This window comes from Rhodoblastus sp., assembly GCF_052145335.1.
Taxonomy (GTDB): domain Bacteria; phylum Pseudomonadota; class Alphaproteobacteria; order Rhizobiales; family Beijerinckiaceae; genus Rhodoblastus.
Window position 1 is genome coordinate 1 of sequence record NZ_JBKQOU010000277.1, and the last position, 14,418, is coordinate 14,418.

At 63.1% G+C, this 14,418-nt stretch carries 17 protein-coding genes; 8 read left to right on the forward strand and 9 right to left on the reverse strand.

From position 1 onward, the window contains the following. Both ACLP2E_RS17195 and ACLP2E_RS17200 read right to left on the reverse strand, forming a co-directional pair. On the reverse strand, window positions 1-529 hold a 529-nt coding region (locus ACLP2E_RS17195; protein WP_442466625.1), incomplete at its 3' end, for an AEC family transporter. Window positions 530-611: 82 nt separating this feature from the next. After that, on the reverse strand, window positions 612-743 hold the full coding sequence (locus tag ACLP2E_RS17200) for a hypothetical protein (protein WP_442461062.1): 132 nt from the start codon (window positions 741-743) through the stop codon (window positions 612-614). A gap of 292 nt (window positions 744-1,035) precedes the next feature. Here ACLP2E_RS17200 and mdcA point away from each other — a divergent pair, with 292 nt between their 5' ends. Genes mdcA through ACLP2E_RS17235 form a run of 7 tightly spaced genes read left to right on the forward strand, consistent with a single transcriptional unit; the run spans window position 1,036 to window position 7,226 of the window. Beyond that, on the forward strand, window positions 1,036-2,682 hold the full coding sequence (gene mdcA / locus ACLP2E_RS17205; protein WP_442461063.1) for a malonate decarboxylase subunit alpha: 1,647 nt from the start codon (window positions 1,036-1,038) through the stop codon (window positions 2,680-2,682). Between the two features lie 12 nt (window positions 2,683-2,694). Further along, window positions 2,695-3,012, forward strand: a complete 318-nt coding sequence (gene mdcC, locus ACLP2E_RS17210) for a malonate decarboxylase acyl carrier protein (protein ID WP_442461064.1) — start codon at window positions 2,695-2,697, stop codon at window positions 3,010-3,012. A 29-nt stretch (window positions 3,013-3,041) separates the two neighbouring features. Next, a complete protein-coding gene (locus ACLP2E_RS17215) occupies window positions 3,042-3,950 on the forward strand; it encodes a biotin-independent malonate decarboxylase subunit beta (RefSeq protein WP_442466652.1) in 909 nt (302 codons plus the stop codon). Further along, on the forward strand, window positions 3,937-4,665 hold the full coding sequence (mdcE, locus tag ACLP2E_RS17220) for a biotin-independent malonate decarboxylase subunit gamma (protein ID WP_442466626.1): 729 nt from the start codon (window positions 3,937-3,939) through the stop codon (window positions 4,663-4,665). Before ACLP2E_RS17215 ends, mdcE begins: the two co-directional genes overlap by 14 nt. Next, the gene (gene mdcG / locus ACLP2E_RS17225; RefSeq protein ID WP_442466627.1) at window positions 4,658-5,383 is read left to right on the forward strand and encodes a malonate decarboxylase holo-[acyl-carrier-protein] synthase; all 726 of its coding nucleotides are present in this window, start codon (window positions 4,658-4,660) and stop codon (window positions 5,381-5,383) included. Before mdcE ends, mdcG begins: the two co-directional genes overlap by 8 nt. Next, window positions 5,380-6,297 carry a triphosphoribosyl-dephospho-CoA synthase MdcB gene (mdcB, locus tag ACLP2E_RS17230; protein WP_442466628.1) on the forward strand — a complete coding sequence of 306 codons (918 nt, stop codon included), beginning with the start codon at window positions 5,380-5,382 and terminating at the stop codon, window positions 6,295-6,297. The genes mdcG and mdcB overlap by 4 nt, the downstream gene beginning before the upstream one ends. Further along, the gene (locus ACLP2E_RS17235; protein WP_442466629.1) at window positions 6,294-7,226 is read left to right on the forward strand and encodes an ACP S-malonyltransferase; all 933 of its coding nucleotides are present in this window, start codon (window positions 6,294-6,296) and stop codon (window positions 7,224-7,226) included. Before mdcB ends, ACLP2E_RS17235 begins: the two co-directional genes overlap by 4 nt. Window positions 7,227-7,339: 113 nt before the next feature. Here ACLP2E_RS17235 and ACLP2E_RS17240 read toward each other — a convergent pair whose 3' ends face one another. The 4 genes from ACLP2E_RS17240 to ACLP2E_RS17255 all read right to left on the reverse strand — a co-directional run bounded on the left by ACLP2E_RS17240 (window position 7,340) and on the right by ACLP2E_RS17255 (window position 10,779). Next, on the reverse strand, window positions 7,340-8,269 hold the full coding sequence (locus ACLP2E_RS17240; protein WP_442466630.1) for a glutathione S-transferase family protein: 930 nt from the start codon (window positions 8,267-8,269) through the stop codon (window positions 7,340-7,342). A gap of 169 nt (window positions 8,270-8,438) precedes the next feature. Beyond that, window positions 8,439-9,053, reverse strand: a complete 615-nt coding sequence (locus ACLP2E_RS17245; RefSeq protein ID WP_442466631.1) for a YceI family protein — start codon at window positions 9,051-9,053, stop codon at window positions 8,439-8,441. A 56-nt stretch (window positions 9,054-9,109) separates the two neighbouring features. After that, entirely contained in the window at window positions 9,110-9,718 is a 609-nt protein-coding gene (locus tag ACLP2E_RS17250) for an FMN-dependent NADH-azoreductase (protein ID WP_442466632.1), read from the reverse strand. 152 nt (window positions 9,719-9,870) lie between these two features. Next, on the reverse strand, window positions 9,871-10,779 hold the full coding sequence (locus tag ACLP2E_RS17255; protein ID WP_442466633.1) for a LysR family transcriptional regulator: 909 nt from the start codon (window positions 10,777-10,779) through the stop codon (window positions 9,871-9,873). 128 nt (window positions 10,780-10,907) lie between these two features. Here ACLP2E_RS17255 and ACLP2E_RS17260 point away from each other — a divergent pair, with 128 nt between their 5' ends. Beyond that, window positions 10,908-11,606, forward strand: coding sequence for a pirin family protein (locus ACLP2E_RS17260; protein WP_442466634.1), 699 nt, complete (start codon window positions 10,908-10,910; stop codon window positions 11,604-11,606). Between the two features lie 105 nt (window positions 11,607-11,711). On the opposite strand, the gene ACLP2E_RS17265 is transcribed toward ACLP2E_RS17260, so the two are convergent. The 3 genes from ACLP2E_RS17265 to ACLP2E_RS17275 all read right to left on the reverse strand — a co-directional run bounded on the left by ACLP2E_RS17265 (window position 11,712) and on the right by ACLP2E_RS17275 (window position 14,408). Beyond that, a complete protein-coding gene (locus ACLP2E_RS17265) occupies window positions 11,712-12,536 on the reverse strand; it encodes a helix-turn-helix domain-containing protein (RefSeq protein WP_442466635.1) in 825 nt (274 codons plus the stop codon). 290 nt (window positions 12,537-12,826) lie between these two features. Next, window positions 12,827-13,537 carry a class I SAM-dependent methyltransferase gene (locus ACLP2E_RS17270; RefSeq protein WP_442466636.1) on the reverse strand — a complete coding sequence of 237 codons (711 nt, stop codon included), beginning with the start codon at window positions 13,535-13,537 and terminating at the stop codon, window positions 12,827-12,829. Between the two features lie 73 nt (window positions 13,538-13,610). Beyond that, on the reverse strand, window positions 13,611-14,408 hold the full coding sequence (locus ACLP2E_RS17275) for a glycoside hydrolase family 16 protein (protein ID WP_442466637.1): 798 nt from the start codon (window positions 14,406-14,408) through the stop codon (window positions 13,611-13,613). Between the last annotated feature and the right edge of the window lie 10 nt (window positions 14,409-14,418).

The window sequence follows — 14,418 nt, forward strand, 5'->3', positions numbered from 1 at the left end:
ACACAATCGGACGCTTGACCGTGCGCAGGACGGCTAGCAGGAACAGCTTCGCCGGAGACACCTTGTCGGTCGCGTGGGCGCTTTCCAGCAGCACCAGGGTCAATGGCGAAACCGTGACGGAGCCGACGGCGATCGCCACCGCCACGCTCAGGGCGCTGGACGGCCCGTAGACGCTGAGCAGCAGCGGCAAGCCGACCGAAGCGTAATTGGGCAGGGCCACCGTCAGGGTCTGCACCGCGGCTTTGCCGGTCTCCACGTGGAAATACTTGAATTGCAGGAACAGCGTCAGCGCATAGACAACGAACATGCACAGGGTCAAAATCCCCATCAACTGCCCGTTGTCCAAGATCACCTGACGGGGCGTTCGTGAAATCGCCGTGAACAAAGCGGAAGGCAGGGCGAAATGCATCACGAAAAGGTTGAGGGTGGCCACCTTCTGATTGTCGATCATCTTTCGGTAGCCGGCGTAATAGCCCATGGCCATCACGAAGAAAACCGGAGCAAGAGCATTCAGAATCATTGTTTCCATGAACAATCCTCCCGATTGGCCTCCTGAACGGAACGTCCTTGGGCGAAAGCCTTCGAGAACGAGTCGGTGCAGAAGCATTTCATCAGCAAATTTTGCGCTCTGTTGTTGATTCACGTTTTTTCTTGACGCAATTTTTTCTTGCAGGAAGTCCGGCTGCCGCGCCACGACGCGCCAGCTGCTGGAGAGAGGTCCAATCCCTGAGTTTGAACTTCATTTTCCTCGACGGAAGCAGATGATCGGGGTAATTTGATACGCCTAACGGTTAGCTAGGCCTTATCGTTCCAGATCGCCAGGTTTCAGCGCGGCAAAAAGACTTCGAAACACAGCGAGATCGGACGGGCCGGCGGCGAACGCATCGATTCGCCCCCTACGGCGTCACGATGAAACCGACAGCCACGCTCGCGCGTTGAGCGTCGGCGCCCGAATGCGGGTCGGCAGCGCCTCGTAAAAAAAACCGGCGTCAAAACGTCGGAGTGTGGGAGAATTCCTGTCCAGGGAGATAGCCGATGAGGCAATGGGGCGCGGACCGAGTGGAGCTGGCGAAGCGGATCGCCGCGGGTTCCGCACTGGCGGACGGTAAAATCGTCAGCGCGGGCCAGGCCACAGCCCTTCTCGAGGCGGTCATTCGGCCCTTCGACCGCGTCTGCCTTGAGGGCGACAACCAGAAACAGGCTGATCTTCTTGCGTCCGCTCTCGCCGGGGCCGACCCGGCCAGGATCCACGATCTCCACATGGTGCAATCGGGCGTTGTCCTGCCCGAACACCTCGACGTGTTCGAGACCGGCGTCGCCAAGCGTCTCGATTACGCCTATTCCGGCCCGCAGGCCGGACGCATCGCCAAGATGCTGTTCGGCGGCCAGATCGATCTTGGCGCGGTGCACACCTATCTGGAACTGTTCGCCCGCTACTTCATCGACCTCACCCCCAACGTCGCCCTGATCGCCGCGGTCAGCGCCGACCGCGACGGCAATCTCTATACCGGTCCCAACACCGAGGACACGCCGACGGTCGTCGAGGCGACCGCTTTCAAGAGCGGCGTGGTCATCGCGCAGGTCAACGCCATCGTTGACACCGTTCCCCGCGTCGATATTCCCGGCGACCGCGTGCATTTCATCGTCCCGGCGGGCAAGCCCTTTTATGTCGAGCCGCTTTTCACCCGCGACCCGGGTGCGATCACCGAGACCCAGATCCTGACCGCCATGCTGGCGATCAAGGGCATCTATGTGCCTTACGGCGTGAAGCGGCTCAACCATGGCATCGGCTTCAACACGGCGGCGATCGAACTGTTGCTGCCGACTTTCGCCGAGCGTCTCGGCCTCAAGGGCAAGATCGCGACACATTGGGCGCTCAACCCGCACCCAACCCTGATTCCCGCGATCGAATCGGGCTTTGTCGAACAGATCCATTGCTTCGGGTCGGAAGTGGGCATGGACGACTACATGTCGGCGCGATCCGACATCTATTTCATCGGACCCGACGGATCGCTGCGTTCCAATCGCGCCTTCTGCCAGACCGCTGGTCTCTACGCCTGCGACATGTTCATCGGCTCGACTTTGCAGATCGATGTCAACGGCAATAGTTCAACGGTGACCACTTCGCGCATCGCCGGGTTCGGCGGCGCGCCGAACATGGGTTCCGATGCGCGCGGCCGCCGGCACCCTAGCGAGCCTTGGCTCAAGGCGGGCAAGGAGGCGGACCCCGACGGCGTGCCTGCGCTGCGACGGGGCCGCAAGCTCGTCGTGCAGATTGGCGAGACTTACGGCGAGAAGAACGTCCCGACCTTCGTCGAAAAACTCGACGCGCTGGCTTTGGCGGAAAAGCTCAACCTCGACCTGGCGCCGGTGATGATTTACGCCGATGACGTGACGCATATCGTCACCGAAGAGGGAATCGCCAATCTCCTGCTCTGCCGCGACAAGGACGAGCGCGAGCAGGCCGTGCGCGGCGTCGCCGGCTATACCGAGGTCGGCCGCCGGCGCGACGCCAAAATGGTTCAGCGGCTGCGCGAGCGCGGCGTCATCCAGCGGCCCGAAGACCTTGGCGTCGACGTGCTCGACGCCGACCGCAGCCTGCTGGCCGCGCGATCCATCAAGGATATCGTGCGCTGGTCTGGCGGACTTTACCGGCCGCCGTCGAAATTCCGTAACTGGTGAGGACACCGACGAATGGAAAATCTGACATTTCGTCACAAGACCGAAAAGCCGGCCGGCGGCGGCCAGCGTCAGGCAATCGTCGGGGTCGTCGCCTCCGGCAATCTCGAAGTGCTGGTCGAGCGCGTCTTGCCCGAACAGGATTGCGTCGTCGAAATCGCGACCGCCGCGCACGGGTTCGGCGAGGTCTGGGCGGCGGTGGTCGCCGATTTCGTCGAGCGCTATTCACCCGGCGGATTGCGCCTGTCGATCAATGATGGCGGGGCGCGGCCGGACACCGTGGCGTTGCGGCTCGCCCAGGGCGTGCGGACGATCGAGGAGGACAGAGTTTGAGCGCCTTGCCGAACGCCGATCCAGGCCCGATGAACAGGCCGCCCAGCTGGTACGAGGCGAGCGCCCGCGCCCGCGTCCAGAGCCTGCTCGACGCTGGCAGTTTCAAGGAATTCATCGGCCCGGAGGCGCGCGAGGAAAGCCCGCATCTCCAGATTTTCGACCTGCCGAAGCAATTCGACGACGGCATGATTATCGGGCGCGGAACGCTGTCAAATCAGCCGGTGCTGGTGGCGGCGCAGGAAGGCCGCTTCATGGGCGGCGCTTTCGGCGAAGTCCATGGCGCCAAGCTCACCGGAATTTTGCGCGCCGCCCGCGCCGCGGGCGACGGCGTCCGCGCCGTCCTCATCCTGTTCGATACGGGCGGGGTCAGGCTGCAGGAAGCCAATGCCGGGGAACTGGCGATAGCCGAAATCATGCGGGCGATGCTCGAACTGCGCGCCGCTGGCGGCCGCGTGATCGGCCTGATCGGCGGGCGAGCCGGTTGCTACGGCGGCGGCGGCTTGATCTCAGGCTGCTGCAGCGGCCTCGTCGTCTCCGAGCAGGGCCGCATCAGCGTCTCGGGCCCCGAAGTGATCGAGACCAACAAAGGCGTCGAAGAGTTCGATTCCGCGGATCGAGCGCTGGTCTGGCGGACCATGGGCGGCAAGGGCCGCAGGCTCCTTGGCGTCGCCGACGCCTTCGCCGACGATACGATCGAGAGTTTTCGGGCGGCGGCTTTGCAACTGATCGAATCCGCGCCGCGTTTCGATCTTTCCTCCATGCTGGCAGAACAGGCCCGGCTTGAGAAGCGCCTCGAGCGGTTTGGCGGCTGCAAGGACGCCACCGAGATCTGGGCCGGACTCGGCATCGCCGCGCCGACGCAAATCCCCGACCTCGACGCCGACGCATTCGTTGAAATCGCCGACAAGGTTCAGGAGAAAAGCCATGACGCTCGATGATATCCTGGCTTCACTGTTTCCCGGGGGCCATGACGTCGCGGTCGACAATGAGGGTCTCGTCGCAGGCTCCGGCGCGCTGGCGTCCGGCGGTCGTGCGGAAATTATCGGCGTCGCCAATAGAACGGCGCTCGGCGTCGATGGCGCCGCAAAACTGGCGGGCAAGGTGATGTCGATCATCGAGGCCAAACACCGGGGCCCGCTGCTGGTTCTCATCGATAGCGACAGCCAGCGCATGAGCAAGCGCGACGAGATGCTGGGCCTCAGCGAATACCTCGCGCACCTGTCAAAAAGCCTGATCCTCGCGCAAATGCTGGGCATTCCGACGATAGGCCTGCTCTACGGACACACGGCGGCGGGCGCATTCATCGCGACCGCCCTTTCGACGCAGATCCTGGTCGCCCTGCCCGGCGCCGACCCCGAGGTGATGGACCTGCCCTCGATGTCGCGGGTGACGAAACTGTCGATCGACGTCTTGAAAGAGAAAGCGAAGTCCACCCCGGTGTTCGCGCCGGGCCTCGACAATCTTGCGCAGACCGGCGCGGTGCTGGAAACATGGGATCCGCAAAAATCGCTGGCGGCGCAATTATCCGCGCTGCTTGAGCGTGAGCAGGAAACGGAGGATCGCCGCGATCTCCTTGGCAAGGAGAGAGGCGGTCGCCCGAAAGCCGCTGACATCGCTGCGCGGGTAAAGTCCCTCGTGGCCGGCGATGCTTGAGCCTGCCCGCTCCGGATGGGGGACGCCGGTATCCCCCGCGCGACACGCTTTTCTGCGCGTCGACGCCTGTGCTTACGGGCTGGCGCTGCGCGAGCGCGCCGAACTTGCGAACGAAGCTCTCCTGATCGATTGGGCCGCGCTTTCACGACCTCTCATCGCGAGGCGCCGGACGCCCCGCGACGCTCCGGGGTTGGTTCCCATGGGGATCGCCTTGCCGCCGTCGCACGGCAAAAAGCGGATCGCCCTGCAGCTTGCGCCCGCCGCGGTGCTGACGCTTGAGCCCCCGCCGCCCCTCGACGCTGGCGCGCCCATGGTCCCCGACCCGTGGCGAGCGACGATAGAGGCGATCGTCGAGCTTGGCGCTCGCGTCGGCGTCGAAGTCCGCGCGTTCGGCGCTGTCGCCTGGTCCGCGCTGACAGGCCTCGATTATCTGAGCTCGTCTTCCGATCTCGATCTTCTGTTTCCCCTGACGCCGCAGGCGCCTGTGCGGGCGCTGCTCGAGGGTCTGACAATGATCGAGGCTAAGGCGCCGATGCGCCTCGATGGCGAGATCATCCGGGAGAACCTGGGCGCCGTTCACTGGCGCGAGCTGTCCTCCGGCGCTGGCGAGGTTTTGATCAAGTCCCTTGCAGGAGCAGCTATGGGGCGGCGCGACGCTTTCCTTGGCTATGATGATGGTCATCATGGAGAAACAAAAGATTGGCTGGCGGCTTCATGAGCTTCGCGCCGCCGCTCCGCGTCGATCAACCCGCGCGCGAATATGATTGCTGCAAAAGAGAGGCGGCGCTTGCGCCGGAATCGATCGGCGCGCTGGCCATGTCCTGTCTCTGCCTGGAGGTCGAAACCTGGCCCAAGCCGGGACTGGTCAGTCATATCGACAATGGCAGCCACCACGACATGAACGCCGCCATGCTTTACCGCAGCGCTTCCGCCCTGGAGCCGTTTTTCACGGCGCTCGCGGCGGCGGGAACAGCGGGCGCCGGAATGGATCGCCTGCGCGCCATCGGCGTTGCGGCGGAGGCGGCGATGCTGGAAGCGACGGGCGGCGTCAATTCGCATCGCGGGGCGATCTTCGGCCTTGGCCTTCTCTGTGCGGCGGCAGGCGCCAGGGATCGCGACGGCGAGGGTCTCGGCGAGACGATCCAGCGCCGCTATGGGCTGGCCATCGTCAAAGGACCCATTCCATTGCACAGCCACGGATCGAGAGCGCTTCAGGTTTACGGGGCGACCGGCGCGCGCGGAGAGGCGGCGGCGGGATTTCCAAGCGTCTATGATATTGGGGCGCCAGCGCTTGCGGAAGGCTTCAGGCTCGCGCCAAATGACCCGGAGGCCGCGCGCGTTCAGGCGATCTTCGCTCTCATCGAAGGCGTTCTCGACACCAACCTGCTGCATCGCGGCGGCGCCGCGGGCCTTGCATTCGCCCGCAGGCGTGCGAGGGAGTTTCTCGATGGCGGCGGCGTCGCCGCGGCGGGATGGCGCGCGGAGGCCGCGCGCATTCATGCCGAATTTGTCTCGCGGCGCCTTAGCCCCGGGGGCTCGGCCGATCTTTTGAGCATGAGCCTTTTCGTGCATGCGATCGGCAAAAATCCTGAGCAGGCCGCTGGCCCGGCAAAGAGCGGCGAGATCGCATGACGCTCGCCATCCTCTGCTCCGGCCAGGGCACTCAACACGAAGCCATGTTCGCCCTCACTGCGGAGGCGCCGGAAGCGGCGGGCGTTTTCGCGGCGGCGCAAGAAGCGCTCGGCAGCGACCCGCGCCGTTTTATCCGGGAGGCCGATGAGCAGGCGACCCACGCCAATGTGGCAGGCCAGATCCTTTGTGTGACACAGGCCCTTGCCGCCTTCGCGGCGCTGAAAGACACATTCGGCGCAAGAATATCGATCGCTGGCTACAGCATCGGCGAACTGGCGGCCTGGGGCTGCGCCGGACTTTACTCGTCTGCGGCGGTCGTCGATCTTGCCCGCCAGCGCGCCTTGACGATGGACGCCAACAGCCGCCCGGGCGATGGCCTTGCGTTCGTGCGCGGCCTCCCCCGCGACAAGATCGACGGGCTTTGCGCACGCCGCGCTTGCGACGTGGCCATCGTCAATCCGGGCGAGATGTTCGTCATTGGCGGCGGCCGCAAGGAGCTCGACGGGCTTTGCGCCGAGGCGTTGAACCTGGGAGCGGCGAAAGCGGGTCCCCTCAAAGTCAATGTCGCCTCGCACACGCCGCGGCTTGCCGAGGCCAGCCAGCGCTTTGCCAAGGCGCTGGCCGCGCATGAAACGCTGACGCGCAGGCCTGGCGTCCGCCTTTTCAGCGGCATTGATGCCAGGCCTGTGATAAATGTGGGAGAGGGGCAGGCCAAGCTCGCCGCCCAGATCTCGCACACCATCGATTGGGCGGGGTGTCTCGAGGCTTGCGTCGAAGCCGGCGTCGACACCTTCCTGGAGCTGGGCCCTGGGAGGGCGCTGGCGGCGATGGCGGACGAGGCATATCCCAACCTTCGCGCGCGCAGCACCGAAGATTTCCGCAGTCTCGAAGGCATACGCGCATGGCTCGCCAAAGCCTCCCGATCTTGAGCTTCCGGAAAGGCGCGTGCAGGCGGCTGGCGTTGCGGTAAAATTCAGCCCGCTCCGAACGTCTTCAAGGTCGAGACGCCAGTCGATTGCCCCAAACATGCATGGCGTCGATTTCACCCATGGCGTTTGGTTGGCGTCCAAGGATCGAGGTCCGGCCCTTTCGGCACGACGCCGGTCGGATTGATCATCCGGTGGCTGCCATAATAATGGGTCTTGATCTCGTCGAACCGCACCGTTTCAGCAATGCCGGCCATTTGGTAGAGCGTGCGCGTAAAATCCCAAAGTTCGGGAAAATCGGCCAGGCGGGAGCGATTGCATTTGAAGTGCCCGTGATAGACCGCGTCGAAGCGGATGAGCGTTGTGAACAATCGCCAGTCGGCTTCGGTCGGCCTGTCGCCGAGCAAGAAATTTCTGGATTTCAGCCGCAGCTCCAGTTCGTCGAGCATGGCGAAGACCTGGTCGTAGGCTTCGTCATAGGCGCCTTGGGTCGTGGCGAAGCCGGCGCGATAGACGCCATTATTGATGGCCGGATAGATCGCGGCATTCAAAGCGTCGATTTCTCCGGCCAATTCCGGCGGGCGCAACAATTCGCCGCGCGCGCCGGGCCAGGCGTCGAACATCCGGATGATCTCGGCCGATTCATTATTGACGATCGTCGCCCGCTGGCGATCCCACAGCAGCGGCACGGTGACGCGGCCTGAATAATTCGGATCGGCCTTGGCGTAGATCTGCCAAAGCGCGCGGGCCTGAAACAAGGGGTCGGCGCCCTCGGCGAGGGTCCAGCCGTTTTCCAGCATCAGGGGCTCGACATAGCTGATCGAGATGGCCCCTTCGAGCCCTTTGAGCTTGCGGTAGATCATCGTCCGGTGCGCCCAGGGGCAGGCCCAGGACACGTAAAGATGATAGCGGCCCGGCTCCGGCTCGAACGGCCCGCCGACCTCGATTCGGGAGCGAAAAACCGTTTGCGGGCGTTCGAACTTTCCGCCTGTGGCGGCGGTGTCGTACCATTGATCGCGCCAGATTCCGTCAACCATCAGTCCCATTTTGGACGACCCTGCCTTGATTGCCTCAGCGCGCGGCGGCGGCAATATCCACATCGACGCCGACTTCAAGCGCGACCATCCCCCAGTGCTGCGCGATCGCCGTTTGGCTGTATCGGGCGATGGAAACGCGCATTGGTCCGGCTTTGGCATGCTTCGCTTCAGGCTGCGATCAGCTCCGCTCGAAGGCGGCGCTGATGATCAGGTCGAGGTCGTCGCCGATCAAAGGCGCGTAGGCCTTCACGCCGAAATCGCTGCGCTTGATCTTGCCGGCGGCCTCGAAGCCGACGGTATATTTCTTGTCGAGCACATTGACGCCGGCGCCGTGAAACTTCACCGCCAGAGTCACCAGTTTGGTGACGCCATGCAGCGTCAGGTTGCCGGTGACATTGGCCGTGTCCTTGCCGGTCGCAACAATTTTTTCGGCCTTGAACAGCATTTCCGGATATTTGGCCGCGTCGAGCCATTGATCGCTGGCCAGCTCGCCATTGAGCTTGGCGTTGCCGGTCGAAACCGAGGCCGTGGGAATGCGAATTTCGAGCGTGCTGGTCCCGACGGCCTTGGGATTGAGGGTCAGCGCGCCGCTGACATTGGGGAATTCGCCGAAGTAATTGGTGAAGCCCATGTGGTCGATGCTGAACAGCACGCGGGTATGGGCGGGCTCGACGCTATAGACGCCTTCCTGTACGGCGGAAGGGTCATGGATGACTTCCTGCGCACACACGGCGCAGGACAAGGAAACGGCCAGCAAGGCGGCGGCGGGAACGACAAGAAATCTAGGGAACATTTTCGATGACCTTTTTTGGGGGTGCGGCCGGAGTTTTACGCCCCGGCCAGAAGCGATCAGGCGGCGATCTGGGCGATTTCGCCCCTGGCGGCGGCGATGGCTTTTTCCCGCTGTTCGGCGCCCAGCGCGACGCCCTCGGCGCGGATGAAGGTCACGTCGTCAATGCCGAAAAAGCCGAACACGCCACGCAGATAGCTTTCCTGATGGTCGAGGAAGGCGGCCTGCGTATCGGGCCCATAGAAGCCGCCGCGCGACGAGGCGACGATCACTTTCTTGCCGGCAGCGAGGCCGACCGGTCCCTTTTCGGTGTAGCGGAAGGTTTTACCGGCGACGGCGAGGCGGTCGATCCAGGCCTTGAGCTGGCTGGGGATCGAGAAATTATACATGGGCGCGCCGATGACGACGATGTCCGCCGCCAGAAATTCCTCCAAAGCCGCCTGTCCAGAAGCGACATCGGCCTGCAACGAGGGCGCTTCCGGCGCCGCGCCCTGGAAGGCGGCCAGGTGCGCGCCGGAGAGATGGTCGACAGGTGCGGCGGCGAGGTCGCGATAGGTCACGGAGAGATCGGCGTGGCGGCTCTTTTCGCTGGCGACAATCGCGGTGGAAAGCGCGCGGCTGACGGAGCCGGCGCCAAGAATGCTGGAATCGACATGCAGGAGTTTCATGGTTGCTGCCCTTTGCTGACGCTATGAATTGAAATCGGATGCGTCCGGTGCATCTGATGTCATTTCTGGCAGCAGCAGGCTTTGCTGAACAGCCGAATAAAATCCAACATTATATTCGACTTTTTAGAAAAGAGGCGTCCGCGGAAAGCAGTCTAGATCCGATCGCCCGCGCCGCGCGCCGCGAATTGACGCAGCAGCCAGGAGGCCGCCGGGCCAGGCGGCGCATCGCGGCGGTAGATCGCCGAAAGGCAATAAGCGCTGACAGGACAATCCGGCATCGCCAGCCTAACGAGCGCGCCGGAGTCGAGATCGGCCTCGACCATGGCCAGCGGCATATTGCCCCAGCCGATGCCCTCGCGCAGCAGGGCGTGTTTGGCGCTGAGATCGGCCAGCCGCCAGGTGCGCCGGCTCAAAACGGCGAAGTCGCGGCCTTCCGACAGCGTCGAACGGTCGCTCAGCACCAGCTGGATATGGTCGCGGCCGGCGCCGGGCGGCAAATTTCCGGCGCGGGCCAGCGGATGGTCAGGAGCCGCCACCGGAATCATTTCGATCGATCCGGCGGCGACCCGCTCAATCTCGTCCTTTTCGGCGACCAGCGGCCCACTGACGCCGAGAACGGCGCTGCGGTCCAGCACCAGTCCCATCACCGCGCCCAGCGCCTCCACCGAAAGGCGCAGCGCGACGGTGGGATATTGCTGGCTGAAGGCGCGCAAAACGTCGCCGAGCCGCGCGGCGGGCAGCATCACGTCGACGGCGAGCCGGACTTCCGCCTCCAGCCCCTCGAGCATGCCCTTCACCTTGGCGCGCAGCCCGTCCATGCCATGCGCCACGGTGCGCGCCTCGGCGAGCACGGCCTGTCCCGCTTCCGTCAGGCGCGGACGCCGGGTGGCTTCACGGTCGAATAATTCGACGCCAAGCTGGGCCTCGAGATTGGAAACGCCATAGCTAATCACCGAGGTCGCGCGATTGAGCTTGCGCCCGGCGCCGGCAAAACTGCCGTTTTCAACCACCGCGAGAAAGATCTGGAGCTGATCGAATGTCGGGACGCCCGGCTCTGACATTTCTATTCCTTCGAATATTTTATCTTAATTTATCTGGCTTTTCCGAAAAGAGCAAAAGCCCTACATAGGCTTCAACCCAAGCCCGTAGGCCCCTGACGCCGCTACGGGCCCTTTTCAGGAGATCCGCGATGATCGAACTTCGCCCATTCGCCAGCCTCGGCGGCGCCAATCACGGTTGGCTCGACGCCAAGCATCACTTCTCTTTCGCCAATTATCACGACCCGAACCGCATGAGTTGGGGCAGTTTGCGCGTCTGGAACGACGACACCATCGCTCCGGGTACGGGATTCCCGACCCATCCCCACCGCAACATGGAAATCATCACCTATGTGAGGAAGGGCGCGATCACCCATAAGGACAATCTCGGCAATGTCGGCCGCACCGAAGCGGGCGACGTGCAGGTGATGTCGGCGGGCTCTGGCGTCGCCCATTCCGAATATAATCTCGAACCGGAGGCGACGCAGATCTTCCAGATCTGGATCCAGCCGACACAGACCGGCGGCGAGGCGAACTGGGGCGCGCGACCCTTCCCGAAAGGCGAGCGGGCGGGCGGTTTCGTCACCCTGGCCTCGGGCTTCGCAGACGACAGAGACGGCTTGCCGATCCGCGCCGACGCTCGCGTCGCGGGCGCAACGATCAAGGCCGGCGAGAGCGCCGAATATGCTCTGGGCAAGGGTCGGCGCGGTTACCTTGTCGCGGCTGCCGGCGCGGTGGAAATCGACGGCGTGCGCGTCAACGCCCGCGACGGCGTCGCCATCAAGGATGTCGAAATATTGAAGGTGACGGCCCTCGAAGACAGCGAAATCGTCCTCGTCGACGCAGCTTGAAAACATCGCCGCCCGACCCGTTGGTCCGGCGGCGATCCAAAACAAGTTTACACGCAAGGATAAAGCCATACCGGCGAGACCGTGAGAGTCACCCTCAGGCAAACCCTATGCTTCGTGTGCCCCCATGGAAAGCCTGACGAGACGTTCCCGATCCACGACCCGCACGAAGCCGCGTCTCGGCGCGATCAGCCCGGCCCGTTCCAGCTGGTGGACCGCTTCGGTGACGCCTGAACGGCGCACGCTGAGAATCGCCGAGAGATCTTCGTGCACGACCGGAATTTCTGCGCCGATGCGATCCGAGCACATCACAAGCCATCGAGCCAGTCGGCTCTCGATGCAAAGCGTAGCGTTCGCTGTGGCGGCCGCAGCAAATTGCATATCGAGATCATGCTGGTAGCGCATCAGGATGGCGCCAATTTTCGGCGTCTTCTCCATCGCCCTTTGCAACGCCTGCGCCGGCAGCGCCGCGGCCATTCCTTCAATTTGGACCGTGATGCGAAAAGGCGTCGTTTCGACGTCTGCGCCAATCCATGCCCCAACGACGCCTTCGTTGCCGATCAAGCCGATTTCGGTTTCATTGGCCCCCAGCTTGCCGATGACGGCGCACATGCCGGATTCAATGAAAATAACGTCGCGCACCGCGCATCCCGGACGGGACAGGGTGCGCCGGACCTGGAGCGCATAGGGCGCCAGCAGGTCTCTTAACGGCTCGCACTCCGCCAGAAGTTCCGCCAAAACGGGATTTTCTTTATTTTCCGACTGAGGCGCGTCGGCGCACGTGGTGATGAGGTGCACAATGCGCTCCCGCTGGAGCGGTTTCACGAGCTGCGGAACGCGCGCGTAGCGAAGAGGGACGCCTTCGCCATGATCGTTGACCGTGAATATGAATGGCAGGCTGCGTTGCGACAGCTTGTCCGCCACGCAGAGCATGGACTCATTCTGGAAAGTCAGGCTGAGAATGGCTCCGTCCCAGCGGCCGCGCGCGGCGCGACCGAGCGCCTTGGCCGGATCGTTGCTCACTTCCGCTTCGACTCCGATCGTCTGGCATGCGCGCAGTAATTTCGTTGCGTCATGCGGATCGTTTTCGACAATCAGGAGCCTTCGCCCGCTCAATTCGGAATTTACCATGACCATGCCGTTGATTCCTGTTGTCGGATTCGATCCCCCCGATGGCCTGCCGGGCATTTGCGCGCATGGTTTCCGCCGCGGATGGTCTCGACTCATTTCCGCGCGATAATGTAAGCGTAGCTTGCGAAGTTTCGGGCATCGAGCGCCTCCACCGTTCGGTCGAAAGCGCGCGCGACATGTTTGAGAACCGGAACCACCGGAAAATATGGCGTGCCAAAAAATGGCGTCACCACAACTTCGCGAAATCCTATCTCCGCAAGTTTCGGGGCGACCGCCTTTGCGTTCGCACGGCAGAGGTCGTAATAGGCAGGAAACTTAGGCACGCGCTCAGCCCTGCGATCCGGGTCGATCTTTTTCAAAACCCATGCCGATAAAACTTCCGGCGTCATACGGTTGAAAAGGAACGGCGGAGACCAAAGCGTCGGGACGTAGGCGAAGCCCACGCCTCCGGGCGCGAGCAGGTGGTAAATGTTGCTCCATGCTTTTCGCGCGTCCTTGACATGTTCGAACACCATTCGCGAAAAGATGAAATCGAAGGAGCCGAGTTCAGCATCGTCGGGAAGATTTCCGGCGATGTCGAAACAGCTCTTCGCGAAAGTGTCGGGCGCGAGTTTGAGCTCGGCCTCGACGACGTCATTTACCGTCAGCTCGAGACCCCGCTCGCGTATTTCGTCCAGCTGCAGAAACGGAAAGCGGCCGCCGCCGACCTCCAGGACATTTCTGGCGCCTGTACTGTCGATAAGGCCTAGGATCGTCGGCCGCAGATCACGCCATCCCGACTCCGCGTCGCGCCCGATGTTCATGGCGCCGACCTGCGAGGCAAGCGTTTGCGCGCGTGGCGCTGAATGGTCCGCGACCTCAGACGTCGCGATTGCATCATGATTTCGCATAGGCCCTCACATAATCCACGAACATGTCCGACGGACTGGGCGTCGCGTCGATCGAAAAGCCGGATCCCATCGCCAGACTGATCAAGATGAACATTTTCTGTTTGTGTTCGGGAGGCGTCGGCGTGCGCGCCACCTCGCGGCGGTCGAGGTAGAAGACGATTGTCTCTGCGTCGACCAGCACGCCGTAGGTATGAAAATCGTTCACGAGAGCGGCGGGCGGCACCTTGATCGGATATCTCGCCTCGTAATTCCGGCCCATTCCGTCGCGAGGCCATACATGCACGGTGGCTTCGTATTTGGCGGTGTCGTGACCGAGATATTCAAGGACATCGATTTCGGCCGAGCCGCCCTGCGCCTTGTTGCCGATCAGCCAGAAGCCCGGCCACAGGCCTGGGCCTGGGGGCAGTTTCGCCCGGATTTCGAAATAGCCATATTGCTGGGAGAAGCCAGCCCCGGAGCGGTCGGTCGATGAAAGCAAGCCGCTGCTCCACTTGCCGTCCGAGCCTTTGCGCGCCTCGATGCGCAGGCGCCCGTCCTGGATCGTGAAAGGGAAGTCGGGGGTGGGATCGGCGAAGGCGGCGTCGCCAAAATCGCCGTTCCAGGGCGTATGCGCGATCCATCGCGTTCCCGGTCCCCAGGCGGAAACATCCAGCGTCTTGAAATCATCTTCGAACGTCAACTTGTAGCCGGAGAGATCCAGAACGGAGGACGCGTCCTGTCGTTCTTCGCCGAACGCCATGGTCAGGCCAAGTAAACTGACCAGCAGCGGAATGATTGCACGCATCTTGATCACC

Coding starts and splice junctions, on each gene's coding strand:
- ACLP2E_RS17260 (WP_442466634.1), top strand. CDS start 10,908: ATGATCGAACTTCGCCCATTCGCCAGCCTCGGCGGCGCCAATCACGGT.
- ACLP2E_RS17270 (WP_442466636.1), bottom strand. CDS start 13,537: ATGAACATCGGGCGCGACGCGGAGTCGGGATGGCGTGATCTGCGGCCG.
- ACLP2E_RS17275 (WP_442466637.1), bottom strand. CDS start 14,408: ATGCGTGCAATCATTCCGCTGCTGGTCAGTTTACTTGGCCTGACCATG.
- mdcA (WP_442461063.1), top strand. CDS start 1,036: ATGAGGCAATGGGGCGCGGACCGAGTGGAGCTGGCGAAGCGGATCGCC.
- mdcC (WP_442461064.1), top strand. CDS start 2,695: ATGGAAAATCTGACATTTCGTCACAAGACCGAAAAGCCGGCCGGCGGC.
- ACLP2E_RS17240 (WP_442466630.1), bottom strand. CDS start 8,269: ATGGGACTGATGGTTGACGGAATCTGGCGCGATCAATGGTACGACACC.
- ACLP2E_RS17255 (WP_442466633.1), bottom strand. CDS start 10,779: ATGTCAGAGCCGGGCGTCCCGACATTCGATCAGCTCCAGATCTTTCTC.
- mdcB (WP_442466628.1), top strand. CDS start 5,380: ATGAGCTTCGCGCCGCCGCTCCGCGTCGATCAACCCGCGCGCGAATAT.
- ACLP2E_RS17245 (WP_442466631.1), bottom strand. CDS start 9,053: ATGTTCCCTAGATTTCTTGTCGTTCCCGCCGCCGCCTTGCTGGCCGTT.
- mdcG (WP_442466627.1), top strand. CDS start 4,658: ATGCTTGAGCCTGCCCGCTCCGGATGGGGGACGCCGGTATCCCCCGCG.
- ACLP2E_RS17250 (WP_442466632.1), bottom strand. CDS start 9,718: ATGAAACTCCTGCATGTCGATTCCAGCATTCTTGGCGCCGGCTCCGTC.
- ACLP2E_RS17265 (WP_442466635.1), bottom strand. CDS start 12,536: ATGCTCTGCGTGGCGGACAAGCTGTCGCAACGCAGCCTGCCATTCATA.
- ACLP2E_RS17215 (WP_442466652.1), top strand. CDS start 3,042: ATGAACAGGCCGCCCAGCTGGTACGAGGCGAGCGCCCGCGCCCGCGTC.
- mdcE (WP_442466626.1), top strand. CDS start 3,937: ATGACGCTCGATGATATCCTGGCTTCACTGTTTCCCGGGGGCCATGAC.
- ACLP2E_RS17200 (WP_442461062.1), bottom strand. CDS start 743: ATGAAGTTCAAACTCAGGGATTGGACCTCTCTCCAGCAGCTGGCGCGT.
- ACLP2E_RS17235 (WP_442466629.1), top strand. CDS start 6,294: ATGACGCTCGCCATCCTCTGCTCCGGCCAGGGCACTCAACACGAAGCC.